Below are 22,539 nucleotides of genomic sequence, written 5' to 3'. Positions count from 1 at the left end.
GGATGGATCAATTCGAAGTCGTGGTGTCGAAGGCCGAGGCGCTTACGTCGCGCATCCGCGAATTCGTGCTGACGCGCGTCAACGGTGCGCCGATGCCGGGCTGGTCTGCCGGCGCCCATATCGATGTCCACCTGCCTGACGTCGGCCGTCGCTCCTATTCGCTGATCGAGACGGTCTCGCCGCGCGCGGCCGAACATCCGACCGCCTATCGCATCGCCGTGCTGCAGGAAAGCAAGAGCCACGGCGGCTCCAGCTTTATGCACGGCCTCAAGACCGGCGATCGCCTGACGATCTCGCCGCCGGCGAACAATTTTCCGCTTCGAGCCGGCGCGGGTGAAGTCGCGCTTGTCGCGGGCGGCATCGGCGTGACGCCGCTGCTCACGATGGCCTGCGAATTGAACGCGGCGAAGCGGCCGTTCTCGTTCTATTATGCGGGCCGCAGCCGTGGCGAACTCGCCTTTCTCGGCGACATCGAGCGGCTGGCTAGCGCCAGCGCGACCATTCACGCCGACGACGAAGCCGGTCGCTTCTTCGACCTTGAGGGCTTGATGAGCCGGCTCGCGCCTGACGTGCCGCTCTATCTCTGCGGACCGCTGCCGATGATCGAAGCAGCCATCGCGCTGGCGAAGCGGCTGAACTGGCCGCAAGGGCGGCTGCATTTCGAAATCTTCTCCGCGCCGGAAGAGAAGTCCGGGGATTCCGCCTTCGAGGTCGAACTCAAAAGCAGCGGACGCGTCTATGAGATTCCCGCCGGCAAGACCATCCTCGACGTGCTGATCGAGGCCGGCGACGACCCAATGCATGACTGCAAACGCGGCGATTGCGGCATCTGCCAGACCACGGTGATCTCAGGCATTCCCGATCATCGCGACTACATCTTGAGCGACAGCGAGAAGGCGTCGAACAAGGTGATGCAGATCTGTGTCTCGCGCGCAAAAACCAAGCGACTCGTGCTCGACCTGTGATGGAGGAACGCATGCCCCGATACGCCGGCAATGTCGCGGCAATTCGCGACCTGGTCCGCGACCAGGAGGTTCACCGCGACGTCTATGTCAGCGAAGAAGTGTTCCAGCTCGAGATGGAGCATATGTTCCCGAATAGCTGGGTCTATGTCGGCCACGACAGCCAGGTCCCCAATCCCGGCGATTATTTCGGCACCACGATCGGCACGCAGCCGATCCTGCTGGTCCGCCACACTGACGGGACGGTAAAGGTGCTGCACAACCGCTGCCCGCACAAGGGCACGCGCATCACGTCGGAGACCTGCGGCAATGCCGGAAAGTTCTTCCGCTGCCCCTACCATGCCTGGAGCTTCAGGACCGACGGTTCGCTGCTCGCGATTCCCCTTAAGAAGGGCTACGAGAATACCGGCTTCGAACAGAGCCATGCGGCGAGCGGCATGGCGCCAGTGCGCCATGTCCGCAACTACCGCGGCTTCGTGTTCGCCAAGATCAATGACGGCGGCCTCGATTTCGAGGAGTTCTTCGGTGAAAGCCTGTCGAGCTTCGACAACATGATCGACCGCTCCCCGGTCGGTCAGCTCAAGGTCGCCGGCGGCGTGCTGCGCTATATGCACAATTGCAATTGGAAGATGCTGGTGGAAAACCAGACCGACACCTGCCATCCGATGGTTGCGCATGAGTCTTCCGCCGGGACGGTGGTCGAGGTCTGGAAGAAAGCGCCGCCCGGCACCCAGAAGCCGATGGCGGTCGAGATCATCGCCCCCTTCATGAGCCCGTACGAGTTCTTCGAGAACATGGGCATCCGGATCTGGGACAACGGCCACGGCCACACCGGCGTGCACCACTCGATCCATTCCGACTATTCGGCAGTGCCCGGCTATTTCGACAAGATGAAAGCCGCCTATGGCGAAGAACGCGCCAAGGCGATCCTCGGCGAGAACCGGCACAACACGGTCTATTTCCCCAACATCATGATCAAGGGGCCGATCCAGTTATTGCGGCACTTCAAGCCGATCGCGGCCAACAAGACGCTGGTCGAATCCTGGACGTTCCAGCTCGTCGATGCGCCCGACATGCTGCTCGAGCGCACGCTGATGTACAACCGGCTGATCAACGCGCCGACCTCGATCGTCGGCCATGACGATCTCGAAATGTATGAACGCGCCCAGGAGGGCCTGCACTCGAACGGCAATGAGTGGGTGAACCTCCAGCGCCTCTACAGCCCCGACGAAGCCGGGCAGACCAACGTAGCGGTCAACGGCACCAGCGAATGGCCGATGCGTCATCAGTTCCGTGCGTGGGCCAAGTTCATGACGATGGGGATGTAACATGAGCATGGTCGCTGAGGCTCAACTGAAACATGCGGTTCCCACCGATCAGGAATTGATCGATTTCGTGGTTCGCGAAACGCGGCTGATCGATCAGCAGCGTTTCGACGAATGGCTCGATCTCTACGCCGACGATGCTTTCTACTGGATGCCGCTGGAATGGAACCAGACCGATCCGCGGCTGACATGCTCGCTGATGTATGAGGACAAGCTGTTGCTCTCGATCCGGGTCGAACGGCTCAAGGGCGTGCGGACGTTCAGCCAGAAGCCGAAAAGCCGCTGCCATCACGTGCTGCAGACGCCGCAGGTGGATTCGCGCGATCCTGCCGCCAACAACTATGTCACCTGGACCCCGATGCATTACATCGAGACCCGCATGGACGAGCAGACGCTCTATGCGGCCTGGGCCACGCATCATCTCAGCGTCGAGAACGGCAGGCTGAAGATCAAGCTCAAGCGTGTCGACCTGATCAATTGCGATGCTGCCTTCGGCAACATCCAGCTCTTCATGTGAGGGAGGATGAACGTGGTCCACCACACGGCGATCGTAAGCGGCGGTAATACCGGCATTGGCGCTGCGATCGCGCGCGGCCTTCTTGCGGAAGGGTATGACGTGATCTCGCTGTCGCGGCGCAAGCCGGACTGGAGCCATCCAAAGCTCTCCTCGCGCGAGGTCGACCTGCTCGATGCAACGGCAACGCGCCAGGCGGCGACGGAAATCGCCGCAAGTTTTGCGATCACCCATGTCGTGCACAATGCCGGCGCTATTCGGCCTAAGCCTCTGGAAGAGGTTGACGACGAGGACGTCGGCGCCTTGGCGCAGCTTCATTTCGGCGCCGGGATAGCGCTGGCGCAAGCGGCGCTACCGAATATGAAGCAGGCGCGCTTTGGGCGCATCGTGCTACTATCCTCCCGCGCCGCGCTCGGCGCCGCCACACGCACGGTCTATTCGGCCACCAAGGCCGGCATCATCGGCATGGCACGGACCTGGGCGCTCGAGCTTGCCCCGTTCGGGATCACCGTCAATGTCGTCGCGCCGGGCCCGATCGGCGATACCGAGATGTTCGAGAGCGTGATGTCTCCGGAATCCGAACGGGCCAAGAAGCTGGCACAGTCGATTCCGCTCGGCCGTCTCGGCAGATCCACCGACGTCGCTCGCGCGGTCAGTTTCTTCAGTTCACCGGATGCCGACTTCATCACCGGGCAGACGCTTTACGTCTGCGGCGGAGCCAGCATCGGGTCGATTTCCATCTAGCCTGGGGTGAGATTCTAGCCATGGACGCGACGGTCAAACGAAAGGCTCGATCTCCCAAGGGCGCGCGCATGCACACGCTGCACCCGGCCGAGCCTTCGCACGAATCCGACGGCGCACATCTCGAACTGCGCATCTGGCTGCGGCTGCTTTCCTGCGCCACAAGGATCGAGAAGGCGCTGAACGCACGGCTGCGCAAGGAGTTCAACACCACGCTGGCCCGCTTCGACCTTTTGGCGCAGCTCGCGCGCAAACCGGCAGGCGCGACCATGTCCGAAGTTTCTGAACTCCTGATGGTTTCGAACGGCGCCATCACCGCGCTCGTGCAGAAGCTGGAAGCCGACGGCTTTATCCATCGGGAAGTCGATTCCGAAGATCGCCGCACCTTCCGCCTGCGTCTGTCACAGGAAGGCGCAAAGGAATTCGGCCGGATGGCACGCCGGCATGAGGAATGGGTGATCGCCCTGATCGGCGAGCTGTCGCCAGTTGCGCAGTCGGACCTGCTGCAACATTTGACCCTGCTCAAGCGACGCCTCGACAAGCACACCTGACGCGAATGCCGGATCGCGCCGCGGCAAGCGGCTATGAGCCGCGACCGCTTCGCGAAGGCGCGAGCCTCTGCTTGAAGAACGCCAGGATCTCGTCGCGGGCGGCGATCGTCGGCTGGCCGGCCTCGTCGATCAGGTGCGCGGTGACGACGCTGTGCGGGGTCGTGACATGCCGCTCGAAGAACGGCGCAAGATCGGTACTGGCCGCGCTGTCCGGCAGCACCCGCCCGATGAAACGGTCACCGAGCGCCTCCGCATAGGCCGCGAAGCGTTGCGCCATGCAGAACTTGTCGCCTTCGAAGCGATAGGCCAGCACCGTCAGATCTTCCCGCTCGAGCCGCTCGCGGACGGCCCTGACTTCGTCCGAAGCGATTTCGATGCCGGCCGGATCGTTCAGCGGCAGCGACGGCTGCGAAAGCACCGGCGCCAGCATCGACGGTTCGAGCATCATGGTCAGCGCGAAGTTTCCTGTAAAGCACATCCCAATAGCGCCGACGCCGGGACCGCCGCACTCGCCATGCGCCAGCCGCGCCAGCGAACGAAGCCACCTGGTCACCGGACTGGACTCGTTTGAGGCGAGGACACGGAATTCGGCGCTGACGCAGGCGCGCTGAAAAACAGCAGCGCCCTCCTCCGCGCCTGGGACTGCGCCGTCGCGGCCGAACAGTGACGGCATGTAGACGGTGAAGCCGGCGTCGCGGACCCAGCGGGCAAACCGCGCGACATGCGGGCTGATCCCCGGCATCTCCGTCATCACGATGACGGCAGGGCCGGCGCCGGCGACGTAGACACTCTTGGCGACGCCGTCGAGCGTGATATCGCGGCGCGTGAAATCCTCGAGCGGATCATCCTGCTTCATGGACCGTTTCGGCATCGGCGCAATTCTTCGGGGGATGGCATATTCGCTGATATCGTTGCGATTTCGCGAGCAGCGCGCTAGTGTCAAAAATGACATTTATCGGGCATTTCTTGACATGACCAAAGTCGCGGTTATCGAGATCGAGGGATGCATGGCTTCGAGCGCGGCGATCACCCACGACGTGTTGGCGACCGCCAACCGGATCAGCGCCGCGACGCGCGCTCCGCCATTCAAGGCGACGACGGTGCGTTGCGGATCACGCCGCAGCGATGTCGATCTGCGTGGCATAGAACTCGTCATTGTCCCGGGTCTTGGTACCCCGACGGCGGACGAGCTCGTTCGCAAGCTGAAGGGTTCAGCCTGCCGGCGCGCCGGCGACATGGTGGCCCACGCGTTCGGCCGCGGTGCGGCGCTCGCCGCGTCCTGCGCGAGCACCTTCGTGCTGGCAGAGGCGGGCCTGCTCGATGGCCGCCGCGCGACCACGACGTGGTGGTTCGCGCCGCTGTTCCGGCAGCGCTACCCCGCCGTCAAACTGGTGCCGGAGCAGATTGTGGTCGCCGATTGGCCGGTCGCAACCGGCGGCGCGGCCATGGCGCAGATGGACCTGATGCTCGCGATCGTCAGCCGGTTTGCCGGACCAGGCCTGGCACAGGCCTGCGCCAACTATCTCCTGCTGGAGGAGCGGCGTTCGCAAGCGCCGTTCATGGCCATCACCTATCTGGCGGGACAGGATGAACGGATCGCCAAGGCCGAGCAGTGGGTCCGCCATAACATCGCGCGCGATTTTGCGATTGAAGAACTCGCCGCAGCCGTCGCGCTGGCGCCGCGGACATTTGCCCGGCGCATGGCAGCGACCTGCGGCGTCTCACCGATTCAATTCGTGCAGCGGATCAGGCTGGAGACCGCGCGCTTCCTGCTGGAAACCACTCGCCTTTCCGTCGACGAGATCGCGCGGCGGGTGGGATATGCGGAGCCTTCCACACTGCGCCGGCTGATCCGGCGCGATACCAAACATCCGCCCGGGCATTTTCGCCCTGCCACCTGACTGCATCAGCCGATGATCGCCTTCACCTCCAGATATTCCTCAAATCCGAACACCCCGAATTCGCGCCCATTGCCGGACTGCTTGTAGCCGCCAAACGGCAGGCTGCGGTCGAACGGGGCACCGTTGAGGTAGACGCGCCCTGCGCGGATGCGGTTGGCGACGGTGCGAGCGCGGTCAGGATCCCTGGATTGCACGAAACCCGCCAAGCCGAACGGTGTGTCATTGGCGATTTCGATCGCCTCCTCCTCGCTATCATAACTCATGATCGACAGCACCGGGCCGAAGATCTCCTCACGCGCAATCTTCATCTGCGGCGTCACGTCGCCGAACACGGTCGGACGAACATAGTATCCGCGGTTGGTTTCGGCAGGCCGACCCGGACCGCCGGCGACCAGCGTCGCACCCTCGTCAATGCCGCACTGAATAAGATCCTGAACTTTCTGAAACTGTGCCTGGCTGACCAGCGGCCCCATCGTGGAAGCCGGATCGAGTGGGTCTCCCAGGCGAATACTGTCGACCGCCTCGCGCGCCGCCTCGAATGCCGCATCCCGCTTCGTGCGCGGAATCAGCATGCGCGTGGGAGATTGGCAGTTCTGGCCGGCATTGGTGTAACAGGCGTGAACGCCCTGGATCACAGCCGCTTTCAGATCGGCATCGGCAAGGATGATGTTGGCGGACTTGCCGCCCAGTTCCTGTGCGACGCGCTTGACCGTATTCGCCGCAAGCTTGGCCACCCTTACGCCAGCCGCCGTGGATCCGGTGAACGACACCATGTCGATCTCGGGATGGGCGGCGATCGCCTCGCCCACCATGGGACCGTCGCCGTTGACGAGATTGAAGACGCCCGCCGGCACACCGGCGGCGTCGACGATCTCGGCGAACAGCATCGCGCTGAGCGGCGCGATCTCGCTGGGTTTCAGGACGACCGTGCAGCCGGTTGCGAGTGCCGGCGCGACCTTGGAGGCCACCTGGTTCAGCGGCCAATTCCACGGCGTGATCAATCCACAGACGCCGATCGGTTCGCGGCGGATGATCCCGTTCCCCATCCGCTCCTCGAACTTGTAGTTCGCAAGCACGCGCGCGGCTTCCTCGAAATGAAACAGCGCGACGGTCGCCTGACGCTCCGTCGCAAACGTGATGGGCGCGCCCATTTCGAGGGTCATCATCCGCGCCAGTTCCGGCAGGCGCGCTCTAAAACCCTCGATGATCTTCTGGAGCCAGGACAGGCGTTCTTCGACGCTGGTTTCGGAATAGGTCGCGAACGCGCGGCGGGCTGCCCTGGCGGCCCGATCCACATCCGGAGGGGAGCCCAGGCTGATCTGCGCGAAGATCTCCTCCGTCGCAGGATTGACGATTCCAAGCGTTGACGGCGCGGCCGGATCCACCCAGGCGCCGTCGATATAGAATTTCAGTTTTTCCATTGTTCTCTTTTCATGATGTCCGCGCAGCGGTGGAGTTGTTCCGTCAGAGGTGCCTGCCCTCATCCACCGGCACCACAATTCCCGTCGAACTGGTGAGGTTGACGATGCAGGCAACTACCACCCTCGCCACATCGTCATGACCAACGCATCGAGCCGCCCGTACCGCGTGCCCACGGCCGCCGCGGCCTCTGAGATGGAAGCCGGATCGTCGATCGCGATCCGCATGGCGACGCGCCGGCTGCCTTGCAGCCCATCGATCACCTGGTCGGCCAGCGAGCGGCGGCTGTTGTAGCCGACCACGACAGCAGAACCCATGGCGGCAAGGCGCGCCGCCGTCGCCTTGCCGATGCCGCTGTTGCCGCCGGTGACGAGGACAACCTTCGGGATCGACAGCGCAGGAATTTCAATAGCAGCCATCTATGGCGATCTCGCTTTACTGCATCGCGATCTTTGCGGCCTCGATCACGGGCCGCCATTTGTCGCGTTCGCCATCGATAAACGCCTTGAGGTCTTGCGGCGCGCCTCCGACGCCTTGCAACGAATTTTGTTCGAGGATGGTCTTGCCCTTGTCGCTCTTCAGAAAGGCATTCACCGCCTTGTTGACCTTCATCACGATCTCAGGCGGTGTACCGGTTGGAGCCACGATCGCGTACCATGCGGTCGCCTCGAATCCCCTAAATCCCGCTTCCTGCACCGTCGGTACATCGGGCAGTTGCGCAACGCGCTGGCTCGTCGTCACCGCAAGCGCGCGGATATTGCGGTCGGCTATCAGCGGCAGATAGGTCGGCATGAAATCCATGGCGACGTTGACTTGTCCGCCCAAGAGGTCCGTGATCAGCGGCGCGGACCCGCGATAGGGTACATGTGTCATCTCCACGCCGGCAAACTGCTGGATCAGCGCCGAGGTAATGTGTCCGAGCGTGCCGTTGCCGGGATGGCCGACGTTGACCTTGCCCGGGTTCTGCTTGGCATAGGCGATCAGGTCGGGAAGCGTCTTCGCTGGAAAGTCTGATGTCGCCGTAATGATCATTGGAGACTTGGCGACGAGCACAACCGGCGTGAAATCTCGCTCGGAATCGTAAGCCAGGCCCTTGTACATGAACTTGTTGAGCGCGATCGGCGCCGGCGTCCCGAACAGCCACGTATGGCCATCTGCAGCCGCTTTGGCGACAGCCGCCCCACCGAGATTGCCGCCCGCCCCCGCGCGGTTTTCGACGATGAACTGTTTGCCGAAGTCTTCGCTCAGCGCATGAGCAACGGCGCGCGCCAACGTGTCAACGGCGGCGCCAGCCGGGAACGGCACGATCATGGTGACCGGCCGGCTCGGCCACTCCTGCGCGGCGGGCTGACATGGCGCAATGGCAAGTGCCAGGCCTATGAGGCCGAAAGAGAGCGGACGCATGTTTCCTCCCGAGCTGTGCGCAGGTCCTGCATGGGCGCCAGCGCTTATTCTTCGGCAAACTTGTCCAGGCCCTTGCGGCCCAGCCATTTGGACAGTTTCTCCGCAACGGCTTCATTGTTGAGATCGGCAAAGGCGATGTGCGTGTTGCCGCGCAGACCCGCATCGGGAAGCAGCAGGACTTCGCAATCTCCGCCGTGACGATTGACGATATCGCAGAAGGTCCGTGCCACCTTGACCGAGGCGGCCCAGATCGGACGCGTCTCGGTGTAGTCGCCGAATACCATCTGGATCGGAAACCTGGTCAGCTTCTTGAACTCGACGAGCGGCACGGAATTGGGACCGTAGGGCGCATCCGGCTTCGGCTCGGGCCCCTCGCCCACCGGAAAGACGAAGCCTGGCGTTTCGTAGGCGACGATGCCCTTCATGTTGTCGCTCTTTGCCTTGAGCGCCGACAACAGCGCGCGCCAGCCCCCCGCGGAATTGGTGACGGCAATCACGGGGCCGATCTTGTCGATCGCCTGGCCGCCGGCCTCCGCCTGCAACAATGCGTTATCGAGCGTATCGAACTCGTCGTAACGGGCGCGCGTCGCCTGATTCCAGGCTTCCTTGTCGGCCGTCGGAAACTGCAGGCCCGGATGCCAATTGAGATAGGTCAGACCGAAGCGCCAGGCGGCAAAGTTACGCTGATCGAAATAGTCAGGCGTGTAGCTGATCGGCTCGCAACTCCAGTTCGCGCGGCCGACGCGCGGGCCGTCCCACAGGTAAACAGGATAGCCCTTGCGCAGGAAGATACTCTTGTAGCCTTCGCCGCCGTCCCAGCGGTTCTCCCACACCTTGGTGCTGGAGCTGTGCCACATGATCAGGCCGACGCTGCGCCTTTTCGCGGGGATGAAGTATTCGACGTAACCATGGTCGCAGGAGAGCGTCTGGCTGGGATCGTCGGGCTTGGCAACGACCTTGCCGCCCACTTCATACGCGCCCGTCGATTCCAGGATGATCGGCGGCCTCAGCGGCTGGCGCTGCTCTTCCGCGGCTGCCGTATGGCTTGCTCCCATGAACAGCAATGCCGCCACCAATGGCATAGCTCGCGCCACGATGCGGTGCATCGGCGCGTCACCGTCGCGATCTACCCGTTCCATGCTGACTTCCTCCCCTTAAGCGCGCGCCGCTTTTCGCGGTCTTCGCGCCTGTCCCGCTAAGCGGCGTCTTGCGCGGTCGACGGCATCACCGGAAGGTTCAGAAACCGTGCTGCGTTGTCGCTGATGAGCTTCCTGATCGCGGGCCGCGGCATCTGCAGATCGAGCAGGATCTGGGTGATGCTGCGGAAGCCGTCGACCGGACGCTGCGAGCCCTGCAGGCCGAGGTCGGACGACAGAATCGTGTTGTCGACGCCAGCCACTTCGATCAGGTGCGCGAGATCGTCCGCGCTGTACTTTAAGGATTTGCCTTCGATGAACATGCAGATCGAATGCTCCATCTTGACGCCGCGCGCGACGAGCTGGCGGATATCGGTGTCATTGCAGCCGACGATGTAGGTCGGATGGTTGACCATCATCTTCTTGACGCCGCGTCGCGCCGCCTCTTCGAACAGGATGTGCAATTCGCTGGCCGGCAGATGGCCGCCGGCCAGGATAATGTCCGCCTCGGCGATGAGATCGATGACCTTCTTGGTGTCGTCCGTGAGCTTGCCATGGGCGTCGAGCGCGGAAAGCGGGATCGGTTCGAGCATTTTTTGTGAGGTCTTCGGAAACGTCGAGTTTCCAGCCGACATCGCCTTGATATGGTTCGCCGCCGACAGCGTCGGCATCCAGACGATCTTGCCGCCGAGCTTGATCGTATGGTCGACCGCATGCAGGTTGATACCGCCCGAGGCATTGTTCAGCACGATGCCGGAGAACAGTTTTACATTGGTTTCGGGAAACAGCTTCTCCAGCAGGATCGCATGCGCCATGCCGGCATAAAAATGATCCTTGTAGAGCACGGCGCGGAATTTTGCTTCCGCCGCGTCGAGCAGCTCCTCATGATGATCGAGGATGCGTGGCATGGCTGCCGGGCCGCTATGGCAGTGCAGATCGATCGCGCCGACCAGAAGCTCGGCAACTTCCGCCGCCCGCGATAGCGGCGGCAGCGGCACGGTGTTCGGGTAGGACGCTTGCTTGTCGGCCATGGTCGAAGGCCCTTTCAGATGGAGATATGTCAGGCCGCGGATTGGCCGGCGCCGGTTTGCGCGGGCATCGGATAATCGTCCTCATTCAACACCCAGCCCGGCTTGGCCGAGAAATCCAGGCGCGGCGGGCAGAAGATGTCGACGAGAACGTTGAGCTTGGGATCGACGGCTTGCGATGTGTGAATGGCCGGCGGTGGAATCACCGCGACCGAGGGCGATCCGCAGCGTTCGTGATCGTCGTCGCGCCACCGGGCCATGTCGGTCGTCCACGGCCAGCGCAGATGGTGAACGAAGGTGCCGGCCAGCGCCAGCGAGCATTGCTCGAAATCGTCATGGTGATGCGGCGACATCTTGCTCGGGTCGCGCGGGCCGTGCTTCGGCTCCAGGAAATTCACCATGAAGGTCGAGCAGCGGAAGATGCGCCCGAACCGGCCCGGCGTCGCCGCGACGTCGAGACTGTAGGTCCGGATCTTCGTGCCCGCGGTCGCCTCCGGCCACGGCTCGAACGGCGGTAGATTGGGATGCGGCGTCGCGTAGGACGCGGCGTTCGAGCAGAGTTTTGCGAGGTCTTCCGATCGCGTCGTCACCATGCGCACCACCTTGGCAGCCCCCAGCAACGTGACGGAGCTTGCACCCGCCGGCACGAAACTGATGGAGTGACCGTTGACGACCTTGCGCTCGTTGCCCCAGACGATCTCGGCGCCGGCGCCGGGATCTGGAAGCAGCACGACATATTCGTCGGGCTGGTTGGTCCGGCTCAGCACCGCACCCTTGTCGGCCTCGCTATAGGCAATGATGAAGTTCTGGCCGCGGGCGTACCAGGTGCGCGCGCCGTTCTGATTTTCGGCCGGCGGCGTTTCGTAGAATTTGGCGTACTCGGCACCCGCAAAGTGGGTGGCGGCGGGTTTTGTGCCGACGGGCGTGGCGGCGAGCGCAGCGCGCGGATCAGTGCTGTGGTACATGTGAGCCATCCGTGGTTCGAACGAGCGATTTGAAATCGGTGAGCGTTTGCGCCGCGGCCCGACGCATCAGCCCCTGATCCGACGAGATGATGAATGCGCTGGCCCCGAGTTCGGCGAAATCCCTGGCTTCCGCCGGACTCGCGACCATCACGCAAACCGGCTTGGCGACTTTCTTCGCCGCTGCAATGATCCTGATCACCGCGTCCTTGACGGACGCGTCGGCCGAGGATTTGGCGCCAAGGGCGACCGTGAGGTCGCCGCGGCCGATGAAGAAGCCGTGGATTCCATCGACCGCAGCGATGGCGTCGATATGGTCAAGCGCTTCCGGATCCTCGATCATTGCAATCGCGCAAACCGATTCATCCTGTTCATCGACGAGAGACCACATCGGCGTGCCGCCATAGGCGCCGGCGCGGGACGAGCCGGAATAGCCGCGCCGCCCACCGCGGTATCGCGCGGCGGCCGCAATGGCGCGTGCCTTCTCGACCGTCGCGACATGCGGCACCAGCACACCGGCTGCGCCGCAATCCAGGCAGGACAGGATCTTGGCCGGATCATCCGACGACACCCGCACGATTCCGGCGAGGTTGCTGGCGCGCGCAGCCAGCAGCATGACATCGGTCATCGCGCGATCGATCGGCGCGTGCTCCTCGTCGATCACGACGAAATCGTAGCCGAGCGCGCCGAATATCTCGGTTGCGTGCGTGGTCGGCGTCTTGATGAACGAGCCGACGACGACCTGTCGCGCAGCGAAGCGGCGGCGGAATGACGAAAAATGCGGCCTGACGACGTCTCCGGACACGGTTGCTCCTCCCCGGCCATCTGCACAGGCTGCCTTCGGAAGACAGGTCCGGCGTGGCGCTTGGCGAAAACCATTGCAGGGACGACGCCGATCGGCCATAGCTATTCCGCCGCGTTCCACCAGGTGGAATTTCAAGATGCCGCTCAAATCCGACACCGTCGAAGCCGCCTCGCGTACGCTCCTCTTGCTGGAGGAGCTCAATCGCCACCGCGTCACCTCGATCGATCGTCTGCACAAGGCGACGGGGCTGCCGAAATCGACGGTGGTGCGGTTGATGAAGTCGCTATGCGCGCTGGGCTATGCCGCCAACGACCGGCGACAGGGCGGCTACGCGGTCGCCTCGCGGGTCAAGTCGCTGAGCAACGGCTTTCACGGCGATCCGCTGGTGGTGGAGGCTGCGCGCCCGTGGGCGCTCGCCTTCACGCGGCAATATCACTGGCCGATCGCCATCGCCGTCCTCGAACGGAGTTCGGTCGTGGTCCGCTTCAGCACCATTCCCGACAGCCCGGTCTCGCCCTTTCACGGCACGCTCAACATGCAACTCAGCCTGCTCGGGCGGGCGCTGGGGCGCGCCTATCTGGCGTTCTGTCCGGTCAGCGAGCGATCGATGCTGCTCGACATGCTGGCCCGCTCGCAGGAGGCCGAAGACAAACTCGCCACCGAGCGAAAGCGGGCATTGGCTTTGCTGGCCACGATCCGCAAGCAAGGTTTTGCCGAACGCGACCCGATGGTCGAACCGCGCTCCTCGAACACGATCGCGCTCCCCGTCATCGTCAATCATCGCGTTCTCGCCACCGTCGGCATGACCTACTTCACCTCGGCGCTCGACCGCGCAGACGTCGTCGGGCGCTACGTGCCGCTGGTGAAAGCCCTGGCGGACAATATTGCCGCAAGCGTCTCGTCGTTGCAGGAGTAGAGGCTGGGGAGATGAGCCGCCAGAGTGCTGCGGCGAGCACAGTGATGGGCATCCTGTGTGCCCGCGATGGCGTGGTGAGATCCCCAACGCTTGACAGAGGCAGTGCTACCTATTTAGTAGCGAGAATGCCTATGAGCCAAACACCAAGACCTGGGAAACCTGTCCGAGGCTCGCGGACAGGCGTCCCGGTCATGGCGCTCCTGGACCTGTTGGGGCGACGCTGGACATTGGGCGTTCTGTGGAATCTCAGCAATGGCGGACCCTGCACATTCCGCGAACTGCAAGAACGTTGCGAATCGATCTCGCCTACGGTTCTTAATTCGCGCCTGAAAGAACTGCGTGAAGCAGGCTTGGTCGAGCATTCGACCGAGGGTTATCGCGCTACACCGACCGGACACGAACTTTATGCCCTTCTTGTTCCTCTTGGTATTTGGGCGAAGAAGTGGGCGGCGAAGTTACCGGCGTAAGTTACGATAGGGCGAATGAAAGCTCCGCTCTATCCGAACGAGATGCATGCGGCCCCGTCGGATCAAGCGGTCCGGTACTGCTCGATCGGGCTCAGATCCGGTTCGATTCCCAATCCCGGCTCTTCGCCCAGCGTCACGGTTCCGTTCGTCACGTTGATGAGCGGTCCGCAAAGTCGGTCGCGCAGCACATTGTCGTTTGAATCGACTTCCAGCAGACCGTCGCCACCGATCCCGGCAAGCAGATGCGCCGATGCGAGCAGACCAATTCCACCGCCGAGATAGTGCGGGCAGAAGGTCTTGCCCGACGCCAGGATGTCGCGCGCGATACCTGCGCACATAGTCAGGCCACCCCATTTGGCGATGTCGGGCTGCATGACGTGCAATACGTTGTCGCCGAGCGCTTGCTCGAACCCCGCGCGGCTCGCGATGTTCTCTCCGGCCGCCAGCGGGATGCCGACGTTTTCACGCAACTCTTGCCATTCCCGCCACGGCCGATCGGCACGGATCGGCTCTTCCAGCCAGGCAAGATCGAACTCGCGCAGATGCGGCGCAATCTCCAGCGCACGGGCCAACGACCAGCCCTGATTGGCATCCGCTGCCAGCACGCCGTCGCCTACCAGATCGCGCAGCGACGCCAGATTGGCGCGATCCGTCGCCAGTTCGAAGCCGATCTTCAGTTTCAATGCGCGATGCCCGCGCCTAATGGCCGATTCCGCCACTTGCCGCGAACCCGTCGGATTAATTCCGCTGGCGTAGACCCTTATCGTCTTGCCGTTGCCACCAAGCAACCGCCACAGTGGTAGCTTCCGCCGCCGCGCGAACAGATCCCAAACTGCAAGATCAATTCCCGCTATCGCCTGCGCGAACGGACCGGGCTCGCCGGATTGCAGCGCCAGCACGGTGGTGCCCTGTGTCAGGGCCTCGAAGATTTCCTGGGGGGCGCCGACTGTGCGCCCGCATGTCGCGGGCGCCAGCACCTCGTTGACGAGTCGCGTTCGATGTTCGGCTCCGACCGATGGAAAGTTTGACCAAATCTCGCCCCAGCCGGCATTGCCGTCAGTGTCTTCCACACGAACGAATACTGCCGGCCTGTCAAGCATCTTGCCGAAGGAGGTAACAACCGGCGTCGACAACGGGTAACGATAGCAGAAGGCCTGCACGCTACGGACGGTGAATGTTTGCGACGTCATGTCAGGCCCCGGAAAATCAATACGCTCGCGCGAAATCACCTTCCTGCCTGATTTCGCTGAAGGCGGGAAAGCGCGCTGTCCAGGCCTTTGCCTTGGCCTTGGTCAGCGTGTTGAGCCGTTCGAGCACGCCGACGCCGTCCTTGCGAAGGCTGGCGGCGACTGCGGCGCGATCAGGAAAATGGCTGCGCACGGCATCCAGCCAAATCGTGCGGCCGGCCAGAAAGCCACCGGCGCCGGCGGCGTAGGCGAAGTCCAGCACGCGCTCGAATTTTTCCGGTGCCGCACCGCCTGACAGCAGCACCCAGGGGATGTTGCGTTGGCGACAGATGTCGCCGATTGCCTCGAACTCCTTCTGCGCAGCTTTTGACTCAGCGCTTCCATCGCGCGGCGGCAGGCTGTTGGCCGCAAGCGGACTTTCGAGCTTCAGCAGATCGACGCCGTATTCAGGCTTCGCAAACTCCTGCACGCTGTCGATGACAAGCTTCGGCAGCTTGCCCGGCGATTCCACATAGTCGGCGGTGTGGTTGGCGCTGCCGAGGAAGGGGTATACCAGCAGCTCGAGCACATAAGGGATGTCGTGACGGGCGCAGTCCTCGCCGACCGACCGCACGAAGCGCTTCTGATGTTCGTTGACGGCAGGATCGGCATCTGGCCGGTACCATGCGAGCACCTTCACCGCATCGCCGCCGATGGCGCGGATCTTCTCCACGCTCCAATCGGTGATGGCCCGCGACTTGCGGCCACCCGGAGTTTCCTCGACGCGATGCTCCTCGAGCGTCATGATGAGGCCGCAGCGGGCCGGCAATAGGTCGATGGCCGCAGGCACCGCAAAATTCGGATCAAACAGCATCGAGCTGCAGTGTGGCGCCAGCGTCTCCACCAGAAGCCGCTTGGCCGCAGTCACATCGGCATACTCGACCTGATCCCTGGTGATGCCTTTCGCCTGTGCGATGGCATCAAACAGCGGGGGCCGCTGGTCGAGCGCGACCATGCGAAAGTGCCCGTCCGCATCGGCCAGACGCGCAAGCCCGCGGTTCTTTCCAATTGTTCTCATTGGTTCGTCCTCATGAATGCAAGACAATTTTCGATCGAGGGAATTCCGGCGCGTCCGCCCGAATGCTCACACTTCAGCGCCGCCGTGGCGGCAGCAAATGCCATGGCATCGCGCACGGCGAGACCCATACCGACCGCAAAGGCATAGGCGCCGTGAAAGACGTCGCCCGCACCCGTCGTGTCCACGACCCTGACGCGGAATGCGGCCTGCTTTTGCAGGCTGCCATTCTCGTACCAACTCACCCCTTCATGTCCGCGGGTGACCGCGACGATGCGGCAGTTGAAGCGCGCAAGTTTCGCCAGCGAGGCGTCACTGGCCGAGCCCATGAAGGCGGCCAGCGCGGGTTCAGAGAATACCGCGTGATCGGTGAGCGGAAGCAGACGCTCGAATATGGCGGCTTCGGCGACATCGCCGTCGAGGACGGTCGGGATGCCCAATGCGCGCGCTTTTTCGAACAGCGCAACAGCTCCCTCCGGCCAGCGCGGATCGGCAAGCACGGCGGAAGCGCCTGCAACGGCATCGAGCGGTAGCCAATCCGCTCGCTCGGGATACGACCCTCGAAAATTCACGATCTGCCGTTCACCGGACTTGTCGACGATCACGCCAGAGACCGACGAGCGGCCTTCGGGAAACAATTTGAAATTCGCAACGTCAATGCCTTCGGCTGATAGCGCTGACCGCATCTCATGCCCGGCGGCGTCATCGCCGCCACGGCCCCAGAAGGCGGCGGCGCCGCCGAGACGCGCGATGGCGACCGCAGCGTTTGCGGCCATGCCACCGCCCAGTGTGGAATAGTCGAGACTCCTGATCTTTTCGCTTTCGCCTGAAAACCTTTGGTCAACGCGCCAGATCTGATCAAGCGCCGAGAGGCCGAGGCAGATCACATGCGCGCACCTTGCTTTCGAGGCCATGTCGGCCAACCTCGTCCGCGTCGCGGGATTGGCGTGCTCGTTCACCGCAGCACCTGGCCATTGCTGCCGTCGAACAGATGCGCCCTGCCGGGCTGCGGACGCAGGTTAAGACGATCGCCGACCTTCGGCCGCAGCGAGGGATCGACCCGCGCGATCGCCGATACGCCGGCCAGATCGAAATGAATCAGCGTATCCGAGCCAAGCGGCTCGACCAGCCTCACCGTCACCACCACGGCTCCGGCAGCATCTGCCGTCACCGAAAAATGCTCGGGACGGATTCCGAATACGCCATGGCCGGTCTTGCGCAACAGATCGCGGCTTTCCGCGTCGAGCGGCGCGTCAGTGCCACCCTGCGAAAACACGATCTGCTCTCCGCGCAGTTCGACCGGAAAGAAATTCATGGCCGGCGAACCAATGAAGCCGGCGACGAACTGGTTGGACGGTCGCTCATAGACCGTCTCCGGCGTGTCATATTGCTGAACGGTGCCGCTCTGCATCACCACGATGCGGTCAGCCATGGTCATGGCTTCGATCTGGTCGTGCGTGACGAAGACCATCGTGGTCTTAAGCTGTTGCGACAGCGCCTTGATTTCGGCGCGCACCTGCCCGCGCAGTTTGGCGTCGAGGTTGGATAGCGGCTCGTCGAACAGAAAGGCCTTTGGATTGCGCACGATCGCGCGCCCCATCGCCACACGCTGCCGCTGGCCGCCAGACAATTCCTTCGGCTTGCGGTCGAGATAGGGTTCGATGTGCAGCAAGGCCGCAGCGCGCTTGACCCGCGCATCGATCTCGGCCTTCGGCGTACCGCGCAGTTCGAGCGCAAAGGACATGTTCTCGTAGACCCGCATGTGCGGATAGAGCGCGTAATCCTGGAACACCATGGCGATATCGCGCTGGGCGGCGGGAACGCCGTTGACGCGATTGTCGCCGATATAGAGCTCGCCGGAGCTGATCGGTTCAAGACCGGCGATGATCCGCAGCAAGGTCGACTTGCCGCATCCGGACGGGCCGACGAAAACGACAAACTCGTGGTCCGCAATCTCGAGATTGAGATCGGGAATGACGGTAAAGCTGCCATAACGCTTGACGAGATTGCGGATCGAGATCGAGGCCATGACCGCTAACCCAGCGCCAGCACGGGCTTGATCAATTCACCCTGGGCGAATCGCGCAAAATTCTCCGGCAGTGCCGAGAGCCCGAATTCGCCGTCGACCAGGACGCGATATTCCTCCTTGTACTGGCGCAGCAAGGCCACGTTGGGCTCGAAATCGCTGATCGGGAAGTAGAACGTGCGGATCATGTAGAAATCCTTGCGCCGGAACACCTTGCCTTCCTCGATCGTCCAGGGCGCGGCGTTCTCACCGACCAGCACCAGTGCTCCGCGCGGCAAGACGAGCTCGATGCCGAGATTACGGGCCGCGTGCGCGCCCGAACATTCCATGATCAGCGCGAAGCGCCTCGACGTATCACCGACCGGGTGCGGCTTTGCGCCGAACGACTGCGCGATCTTGAGGCGCGCCGCATTGGGATCGGCGACATGAATGTCGCGATAGCCGAGACTGCGGAGCGCCAGCACCACGCCGAGCCCAACGGGCCCGGCGCCCATCACCAGAACCGGCCCCGCCTCTTGTGGCGGCACAATACGGCTGACGAAACGCACGGCATGACCTGACGTGCCGATCACGTCAAGCAGAAGCGGCGCCAGGCTGTCTTCGATGTCGTCAGGTACCGGCAGCAGGCAATTTTCCGGGACCGGCACGTATTCGGCGTAGCCGCCCGGCCTGTTCCAGCCGATCAGGCTCGATATCTCCAGGCACATCTGCGTATCGCCGCGTTGGCAAGCCGCACAGCGGTCGCAATGCAGCGGGATGTAGACGGCGCAACGTTTGCCGTGCATGGCATGGCCGGGCTGCTCGACCACACCGAAGATCTCATGGCCGGCGGTAAACTCGGCGCCCTTGTGCCAGAGCTTGAAATCGGAGCCGCACAGCGCGGTTCGCGAGACTCGCACCAGCACCTCGCCGATCGCCACCTCCGGCATTGCGATGCGCTCGATGGTGATGCGGTCTCCGCCGTGGAACACGGCGGCCTGCATGATCGAATTCGGTAGCGGAACGACGTTCATCCAATCCCTAGCCTTTCACTGCGCCAAGCGTCAGTCCGGATACCAGCCAGCGCTGAACCAGCGCGGCCAGAATCAGCGGCGGCAGCGCGATCAGCGTTGCGGCGGCCATCAACGCGCCCCATTGCGTCGATCCTTCGCCGATAAAGTTGAATGCGGCAGCAATCAGCGTCTTGCTGTCGCCGTTCGAGAGTACCAGCGCGAACAGGAAATAGTTCCAGGAAAACACGAAGGCCAGGATGGACGCCACCGCGACGCCAGAGGCGACCAGCGGCAGCGCGATCCGCCAGAGGATGCGCGTGACGCTGCAACCATCGACCTGTGCAGCCTCAAAGACGCTGCGCGGGATGCCGTCGAACGACGGTAGCAGAACCCATATGACGATCGGAAGCGTGATGACGGCATGGCTCAGGATGAGCGCGGTGTAGGAGCCGATCATGCCGACCTGGCGGAACATCACGTACCACGGCAGCAGGAACAGCGTTCCGGGCGCCATACGCGCCGCCAGCGTCAGTATCGCCGGCCATGAAATGCGCGTCCACGATACGGCAAACGCCGCGGGAATTCCGAACAACAGGCCAAGGGCGGTTGAACCGATGGTGACGATCAGGCTGTTGATCGCGTAGCTCAGGAAGGGCGTCGTTTTCGTGAGCTGCGCATAGTTCTCGAGCGTCGGCGCGAACACCAGCGTCGGCGGATAGGCGGTCACCTCGAATGACGGCTTCAGCGAGGACAGCACCATCCAGAGCGTTGGCGTCAGCACGATGATGCCGGCGACCACGAGCTGAAGCAGGTTGAGGCGGCGGATCCAGGCATCGGTGATCGGCGCGTCGGTCATGGCTTCACCTCACCAGGCCACTGCGCCACGCAGGCGGTTGAATGCCAGCACCGCGCCGAACACGATCGCAGTCAACGTCAACATCAGCGCGCTCGCATAGCCAATGTTGAAGAACTCGAAGCCGACCCGGAAGCCGTAGATGTTGAGCGTATTCGACGCGTTGCCGGGGCCCCCTTGGGTCGTGATGTAGATGATGTCGAAGAAGCGCAGCAGATCGACGCTGCGCAGGATCGTTGCCGTGACGATCGTCGGCAACAGCAGCGGCAACGTGATGCGCTGGAACGTCTTGAACGCCGAGGCGCCATCGATTTGCGCCGCCTCATAAACGCTCGGCGGCAGCGACTGCAGACCGCCGAGCACGATCAGCGCGACATAGGGCGTCCATTGCCAGGTGTCGATCAGCGCAACCGTCGGGATCACCCAGACCGGCGATGCCAGCCACTCCGACGGCGGCAACCCCAGGGATTGCAGGATGTAGTTGGCGGCGCCGAGCGACGGATCGAGGATGACCAGCCACATCATGCCGGCGACCACCGGCGGCATCATGAATGGCGAGATGAAGAGCGAGCGTACGATGCCCGGAAGGCGCTTGGCGTGAAAAAGAACCAGCGCGAGCCACACACCGAACACGAGTTGCAGCACCAGCGAGAGGACATAGAGCGCAATCGTCACCCACAGTCCGTGCCAGAATTCGGTATCGGCGAGCAGCCTTGAATAGTTCGCTAGCCCAACAAACGACTGCTTGCCGGTGGAGGAAAAGCTGTGCAGCCCGAGCCAGACCGTATAGACGACCGGGAACGCAATCATCGCAACGGTGAAGATCACCGCCGGCGCCGAAAGTGCGGCCAGCTCCAGCCTCTGCCGATCTTCAGTAAATGTGGCGGCAGCCTCGGACATGCCTGCATGTTATCCCGGATTGAATCTGGAACGGAAAGGCGTCGACCGCAGCAATGCCGTCGACGCCTCATGTGCTATTTCTGTGCGATCAGGGCATCGAGCCCCTTGTCGGCGTCGGCGCAGGCCTGATCGACGGTCTTTTGCTTGAGGATCAGATCCTGCACGGCCTGACCGATGAATTCGCGCGACTCCGGATTGGCAACAATGGGATAGCCGACCTCAGACGAGCCTTTCGCAGCCAGAACATCGAGGGCGGCCTGCCACTGCTTGCGCACCGGCTCTTCCTCAATCCACTTGCGGTACGCGGGATCGTTGGCAACTGCAGAGCGCGGCGGCGCAATCCCCTGCAGCGCCATGCGCTTTTGAATCTCCGGGCTCGTTGCCCATTGTACGAAATACCAGGCAGCCTCGGGCTGCTTGCTGTGGGCGGAGACGGCCATGCCCCAGCCGATCGCTGTCGGTACCTGGCCCGCATCGCCGGCCGGGAACGGAACAAGCGCGGTGTCCTTCAGCCGCTCGCCGCCGTCCATTACGGTACGCAGCTCGTTCGAGGATTCGAATGACATCGCCGCGCGGCCGCTGCGATAGAGCGCCGAGATCTGCTGGAAGCTGTAATTGACGACGCCGGGCGGTCCGTAATCCCTGAGCAGGCCGCTGTAGGTCGCGAGGGCTTCCTTGCCCTTGGCCGAGCAGAGGTTGGATTTGCCGTTGGCGATGTAGTTGCCGCCGATGTTGTGCAGCATGTTGCTGAAGGTATAGGCGATCGCAGGCTTCAGGCCGCGCGAGACGAATGGCGTGATATTGGCGTCGCACGCCTTCAGCTTCTTCGCCGCCGGCTCGATGTCCTTGATGGTTGCGGGCGGTTCGACGCCGCATTTCTTCAGAATGTCAGTCCGATAATAGAGGATCGGCCCTTCGATATTCATCGGCATGCTGGTGAGCTTGCCGTCGAAGGTCCCCGCCTTCAGTAGAGCCTGGCTGAGGCCGGCATAGTCGTAGTCGCCGGCCACCGCGCCCTTGGTCATGGGCGTCAGATCGGCGTACCAGCCGGCAGCAGCGAATTGCGGGCCTTCGCGCGACGGCAAGGACATGAACACGTCGACCTCGTCGCTGCGCGCGTTCATCACGGTCACCAGGCGCTGGCGCATCTGCTGCTCCTGGTAGCCGTCGACCTTCAACGTGATGCCAGTGAGCTTCTCGAAGTCGGCCTTGTGCGCCAGCAGCGCCTGCGCCACCGGATTGTTGTTGGCGAGGAAGGTAACGGTCTTGCCCTGGAATTTCTTCCAGTCGAAATCAGCGGCGCAGGCCACCGAGGCAGCATTACCGGCCGCGACAAGAGCAAGCGCAAGGCGCGCCGCAAAGGCTTTGGCTTTCATTGGTCTCCTCCCTGATGGGG

24 protein-coding genes are annotated in these 22,539 nt (G+C 63.0%); 8 read left to right on the top strand and 16 right to left on the bottom strand.

What is annotated here, in order from left to right; genetic code table 11:
* The first annotated feature begins 2 nt into the window (after positions 1-2).
* Genes LMTR3_RS01185 through LMTR3_RS01165 form a run of 5 tightly spaced genes read left to right on the top strand, consistent with a single transcriptional unit; the run spans position 3 to position 4,093 of the window.
* Positions 3-965 carry a PDR/VanB family oxidoreductase gene (locus LMTR3_RS01185; protein WP_065743251.1) on the top strand — a complete coding sequence of 321 codons (963 nt, stop codon included), beginning with the start codon at positions 3-5 and terminating at the stop codon, positions 963-965.
* A gap of 11 nt (positions 966-976) precedes the next feature.
* Positions 977-2,290: an aromatic ring-hydroxylating dioxygenase subunit alpha gene (locus LMTR3_RS01180; RefSeq protein WP_065743352.1), complete on the top strand. Its 1,314-nt coding sequence runs from the start codon at positions 977-979 to the stop codon at positions 2,288-2,290.
* 1 nt (position 2,291) lies between these two features.
* A complete protein-coding gene (locus tag LMTR3_RS01175) occupies positions 2,292-2,804 on the top strand; it encodes an aromatic-ring-hydroxylating dioxygenase subunit beta (protein ID WP_245319683.1) in 513 nt (170 codons plus the stop codon).
* Positions 2,805-2,816: 12 nt separating this feature from the next.
* On the top strand, positions 2,817-3,545 hold the full coding sequence (locus tag LMTR3_RS01170; protein ID WP_502686589.1) for an SDR family NAD(P)-dependent oxidoreductase: 729 nt from the start codon (positions 2,817-2,819) through the stop codon (positions 3,543-3,545).
* Between the two features lie 20 nt (positions 3,546-3,565).
* The gene (locus LMTR3_RS01165; RefSeq protein ID WP_084029324.1) at positions 3,566-4,093 is read left to right on the top strand and encodes a MarR family winged helix-turn-helix transcriptional regulator; all 528 of its coding nucleotides are present in this window, start codon (positions 3,566-3,568) and stop codon (positions 4,091-4,093) included.
* 31 nt (positions 4,094-4,124) lie between these two features.
* Here LMTR3_RS01165 and LMTR3_RS01160 read toward each other — a convergent pair whose 3' ends face one another.
* Positions 4,125-4,964: a dienelactone hydrolase family protein gene (locus LMTR3_RS01160; RefSeq protein ID WP_065743249.1), complete on the bottom strand. Its 840-nt coding sequence runs from the start codon at positions 4,962-4,964 to the stop codon at positions 4,125-4,127.
* A gap of 100 nt (positions 4,965-5,064) precedes the next feature.
* Between LMTR3_RS01160 and LMTR3_RS01155 the strand changes: the two genes are divergently transcribed.
* Complete coding sequence (locus LMTR3_RS01155) at positions 5,065-5,994, top strand: GlxA family transcriptional regulator (RefSeq protein ID WP_065743349.1); 930 nt, start codon at positions 5,065-5,067, stop codon at positions 5,992-5,994.
* Positions 5,995-5,999: 5 nt separating this feature from the next.
* On the opposite strand, the gene LMTR3_RS01150 is transcribed toward LMTR3_RS01155, so the two are convergent.
* The 7 genes from LMTR3_RS01150 to LMTR3_RS01120 all read right to left on the bottom strand — a co-directional run bounded on the left by LMTR3_RS01150 (position 6,000) and on the right by LMTR3_RS01120 (position 12,748).
* Positions 6,000-7,415, bottom strand: coding sequence for an aldehyde dehydrogenase family protein (locus LMTR3_RS01150; RefSeq protein WP_065743248.1), 1,416 nt, complete (start codon positions 7,413-7,415; stop codon positions 6,000-6,002).
* Positions 7,416-7,529: 114 nt separating this feature from the next.
* On the bottom strand, positions 7,530-7,832 hold the full coding sequence (locus LMTR3_RS01145; protein WP_065743247.1) for an SDR family NAD(P)-dependent oxidoreductase: 303 nt from the start codon (positions 7,830-7,832) through the stop codon (positions 7,530-7,532).
* Between the two features lie 16 nt (positions 7,833-7,848).
* Positions 7,849-8,817 carry a Bug family tripartite tricarboxylate transporter substrate binding protein gene (locus tag LMTR3_RS01140; protein WP_176721798.1) on the bottom strand — a complete coding sequence of 323 codons (969 nt, stop codon included), beginning with the start codon at positions 8,815-8,817 and terminating at the stop codon, positions 7,849-7,851.
* 44 nt (positions 8,818-8,861) lie between these two features.
* Entirely contained in the window at positions 8,862-9,956 is a 1,095-nt protein-coding gene (locus LMTR3_RS01135) for an alpha/beta hydrolase (RefSeq protein ID WP_065743246.1), read from the bottom strand.
* 56 nt (positions 9,957-10,012) lie between these two features.
* Positions 10,013-10,984: a DUF6282 family protein gene (locus LMTR3_RS01130; RefSeq protein ID WP_065743245.1), complete on the bottom strand. Its 972-nt coding sequence runs from the start codon at positions 10,982-10,984 to the stop codon at positions 10,013-10,015.
* Positions 10,985-11,013: 29 nt separating this feature from the next.
* Positions 11,014-11,946 carry a cupin domain-containing protein gene (locus tag LMTR3_RS01125; RefSeq protein ID WP_065743244.1) on the bottom strand — a complete coding sequence of 311 codons (933 nt, stop codon included), beginning with the start codon at positions 11,944-11,946 and terminating at the stop codon, positions 11,014-11,016.
* The gene (locus LMTR3_RS01120; RefSeq protein ID WP_065743243.1) at positions 11,930-12,748 is read right to left on the bottom strand and encodes an HpcH/HpaI aldolase family protein; all 819 of its coding nucleotides are present in this window, start codon (positions 12,746-12,748) and stop codon (positions 11,930-11,932) included. Before LMTR3_RS01120 ends, LMTR3_RS01125 begins: the two co-directional genes overlap by 17 nt.
* Before the next feature lie 136 nt (positions 12,749-12,884).
* Here LMTR3_RS01120 and LMTR3_RS01115 point away from each other — a divergent pair, with 136 nt between their 5' ends.
* A complete protein-coding gene (locus LMTR3_RS01115; protein ID WP_065743242.1) occupies positions 12,885-13,664 on the top strand; it encodes a DNA-binding transcriptional regulator in 780 nt (259 codons plus the stop codon).
* Positions 13,665-13,855: 191 nt separating this feature from the next.
* Positions 13,856-14,131, top strand: a complete 276-nt coding sequence (locus LMTR3_RS36010; RefSeq protein WP_349643784.1) for a winged helix-turn-helix transcriptional regulator — start codon at positions 13,856-13,858, stop codon at positions 14,129-14,131.
* A 62-nt stretch (positions 14,132-14,193) separates the two neighbouring features.
* Here LMTR3_RS36010 and LMTR3_RS01110 read toward each other — a convergent pair whose 3' ends face one another.
* The 8 genes from LMTR3_RS01110 to LMTR3_RS01075 all read right to left on the bottom strand — a co-directional run bounded on the left by LMTR3_RS01110 (position 14,194) and on the right by LMTR3_RS01075 (position 22,519).
* Positions 14,194-15,321, bottom strand: coding sequence for a mandelate racemase/muconate lactonizing enzyme family protein (locus tag LMTR3_RS01110; RefSeq protein ID WP_065743241.1), 1,128 nt, complete (start codon positions 15,319-15,321; stop codon positions 14,194-14,196).
* 16 nt (positions 15,322-15,337) lie between these two features.
* Positions 15,338-16,375, bottom strand: coding sequence for a tagatose 1,6-diphosphate aldolase (locus LMTR3_RS01105; protein ID WP_065743240.1), 1,038 nt, complete (start codon positions 16,373-16,375; stop codon positions 15,338-15,340).
* Positions 16,372-17,286 (bottom strand): sugar kinase, encoded by a 915-nt coding sequence (locus LMTR3_RS01100; protein WP_141686416.1) that lies wholly within the window; start codon positions 17,284-17,286, stop codon positions 16,372-16,374. Before LMTR3_RS01100 ends, LMTR3_RS01105 begins: the two co-directional genes overlap by 4 nt.
* Positions 17,287-17,327: 41 nt before the next feature.
* Positions 17,328-18,401 (bottom strand): ABC transporter ATP-binding protein, encoded by a 1,074-nt coding sequence (locus tag LMTR3_RS01095; RefSeq protein ID WP_065743238.1) that lies wholly within the window; start codon positions 18,399-18,401, stop codon positions 17,328-17,330.
* Between the two features lie 5 nt (positions 18,402-18,406).
* Positions 18,407-19,411, bottom strand: a complete 1,005-nt coding sequence (locus tag LMTR3_RS01090; protein ID WP_065743237.1) for an alcohol dehydrogenase catalytic domain-containing protein — start codon at positions 19,409-19,411, stop codon at positions 18,407-18,409.
* A 7-nt stretch (positions 19,412-19,418) separates the two neighbouring features.
* A complete protein-coding gene (locus tag LMTR3_RS01085) occupies positions 19,419-20,246 on the bottom strand; it encodes a carbohydrate ABC transporter permease (protein ID WP_065743236.1) in 828 nt (275 codons plus the stop codon).
* 9 nt (positions 20,247-20,255) lie between these two features.
* Complete coding sequence (locus tag LMTR3_RS01080; protein WP_028351096.1) at positions 20,256-21,143, bottom strand: carbohydrate ABC transporter permease; 888 nt, start codon at positions 21,141-21,143, stop codon at positions 20,256-20,258.
* Between the two features lie 74 nt (positions 21,144-21,217).
* Positions 21,218-22,519 carry an ABC transporter substrate-binding protein gene (locus LMTR3_RS01075; RefSeq protein ID WP_065743235.1) on the bottom strand — a complete coding sequence of 434 codons (1,302 nt, stop codon included), beginning with the start codon at positions 22,517-22,519 and terminating at the stop codon, positions 21,218-21,220.
* Positions 22,520-22,539 lie beyond the last annotated feature (20 nt).

The sequence above is a fragment of the Bradyrhizobium sp. LMTR 3 genome (genome assembly GCF_001693485.1).
Classification (GTDB): domain Bacteria; phylum Pseudomonadota; class Alphaproteobacteria; order Rhizobiales; family Xanthobacteraceae; genus Bradyrhizobium.
This window is presented reverse-complemented; position numbering and strand designations above follow the sequence as displayed.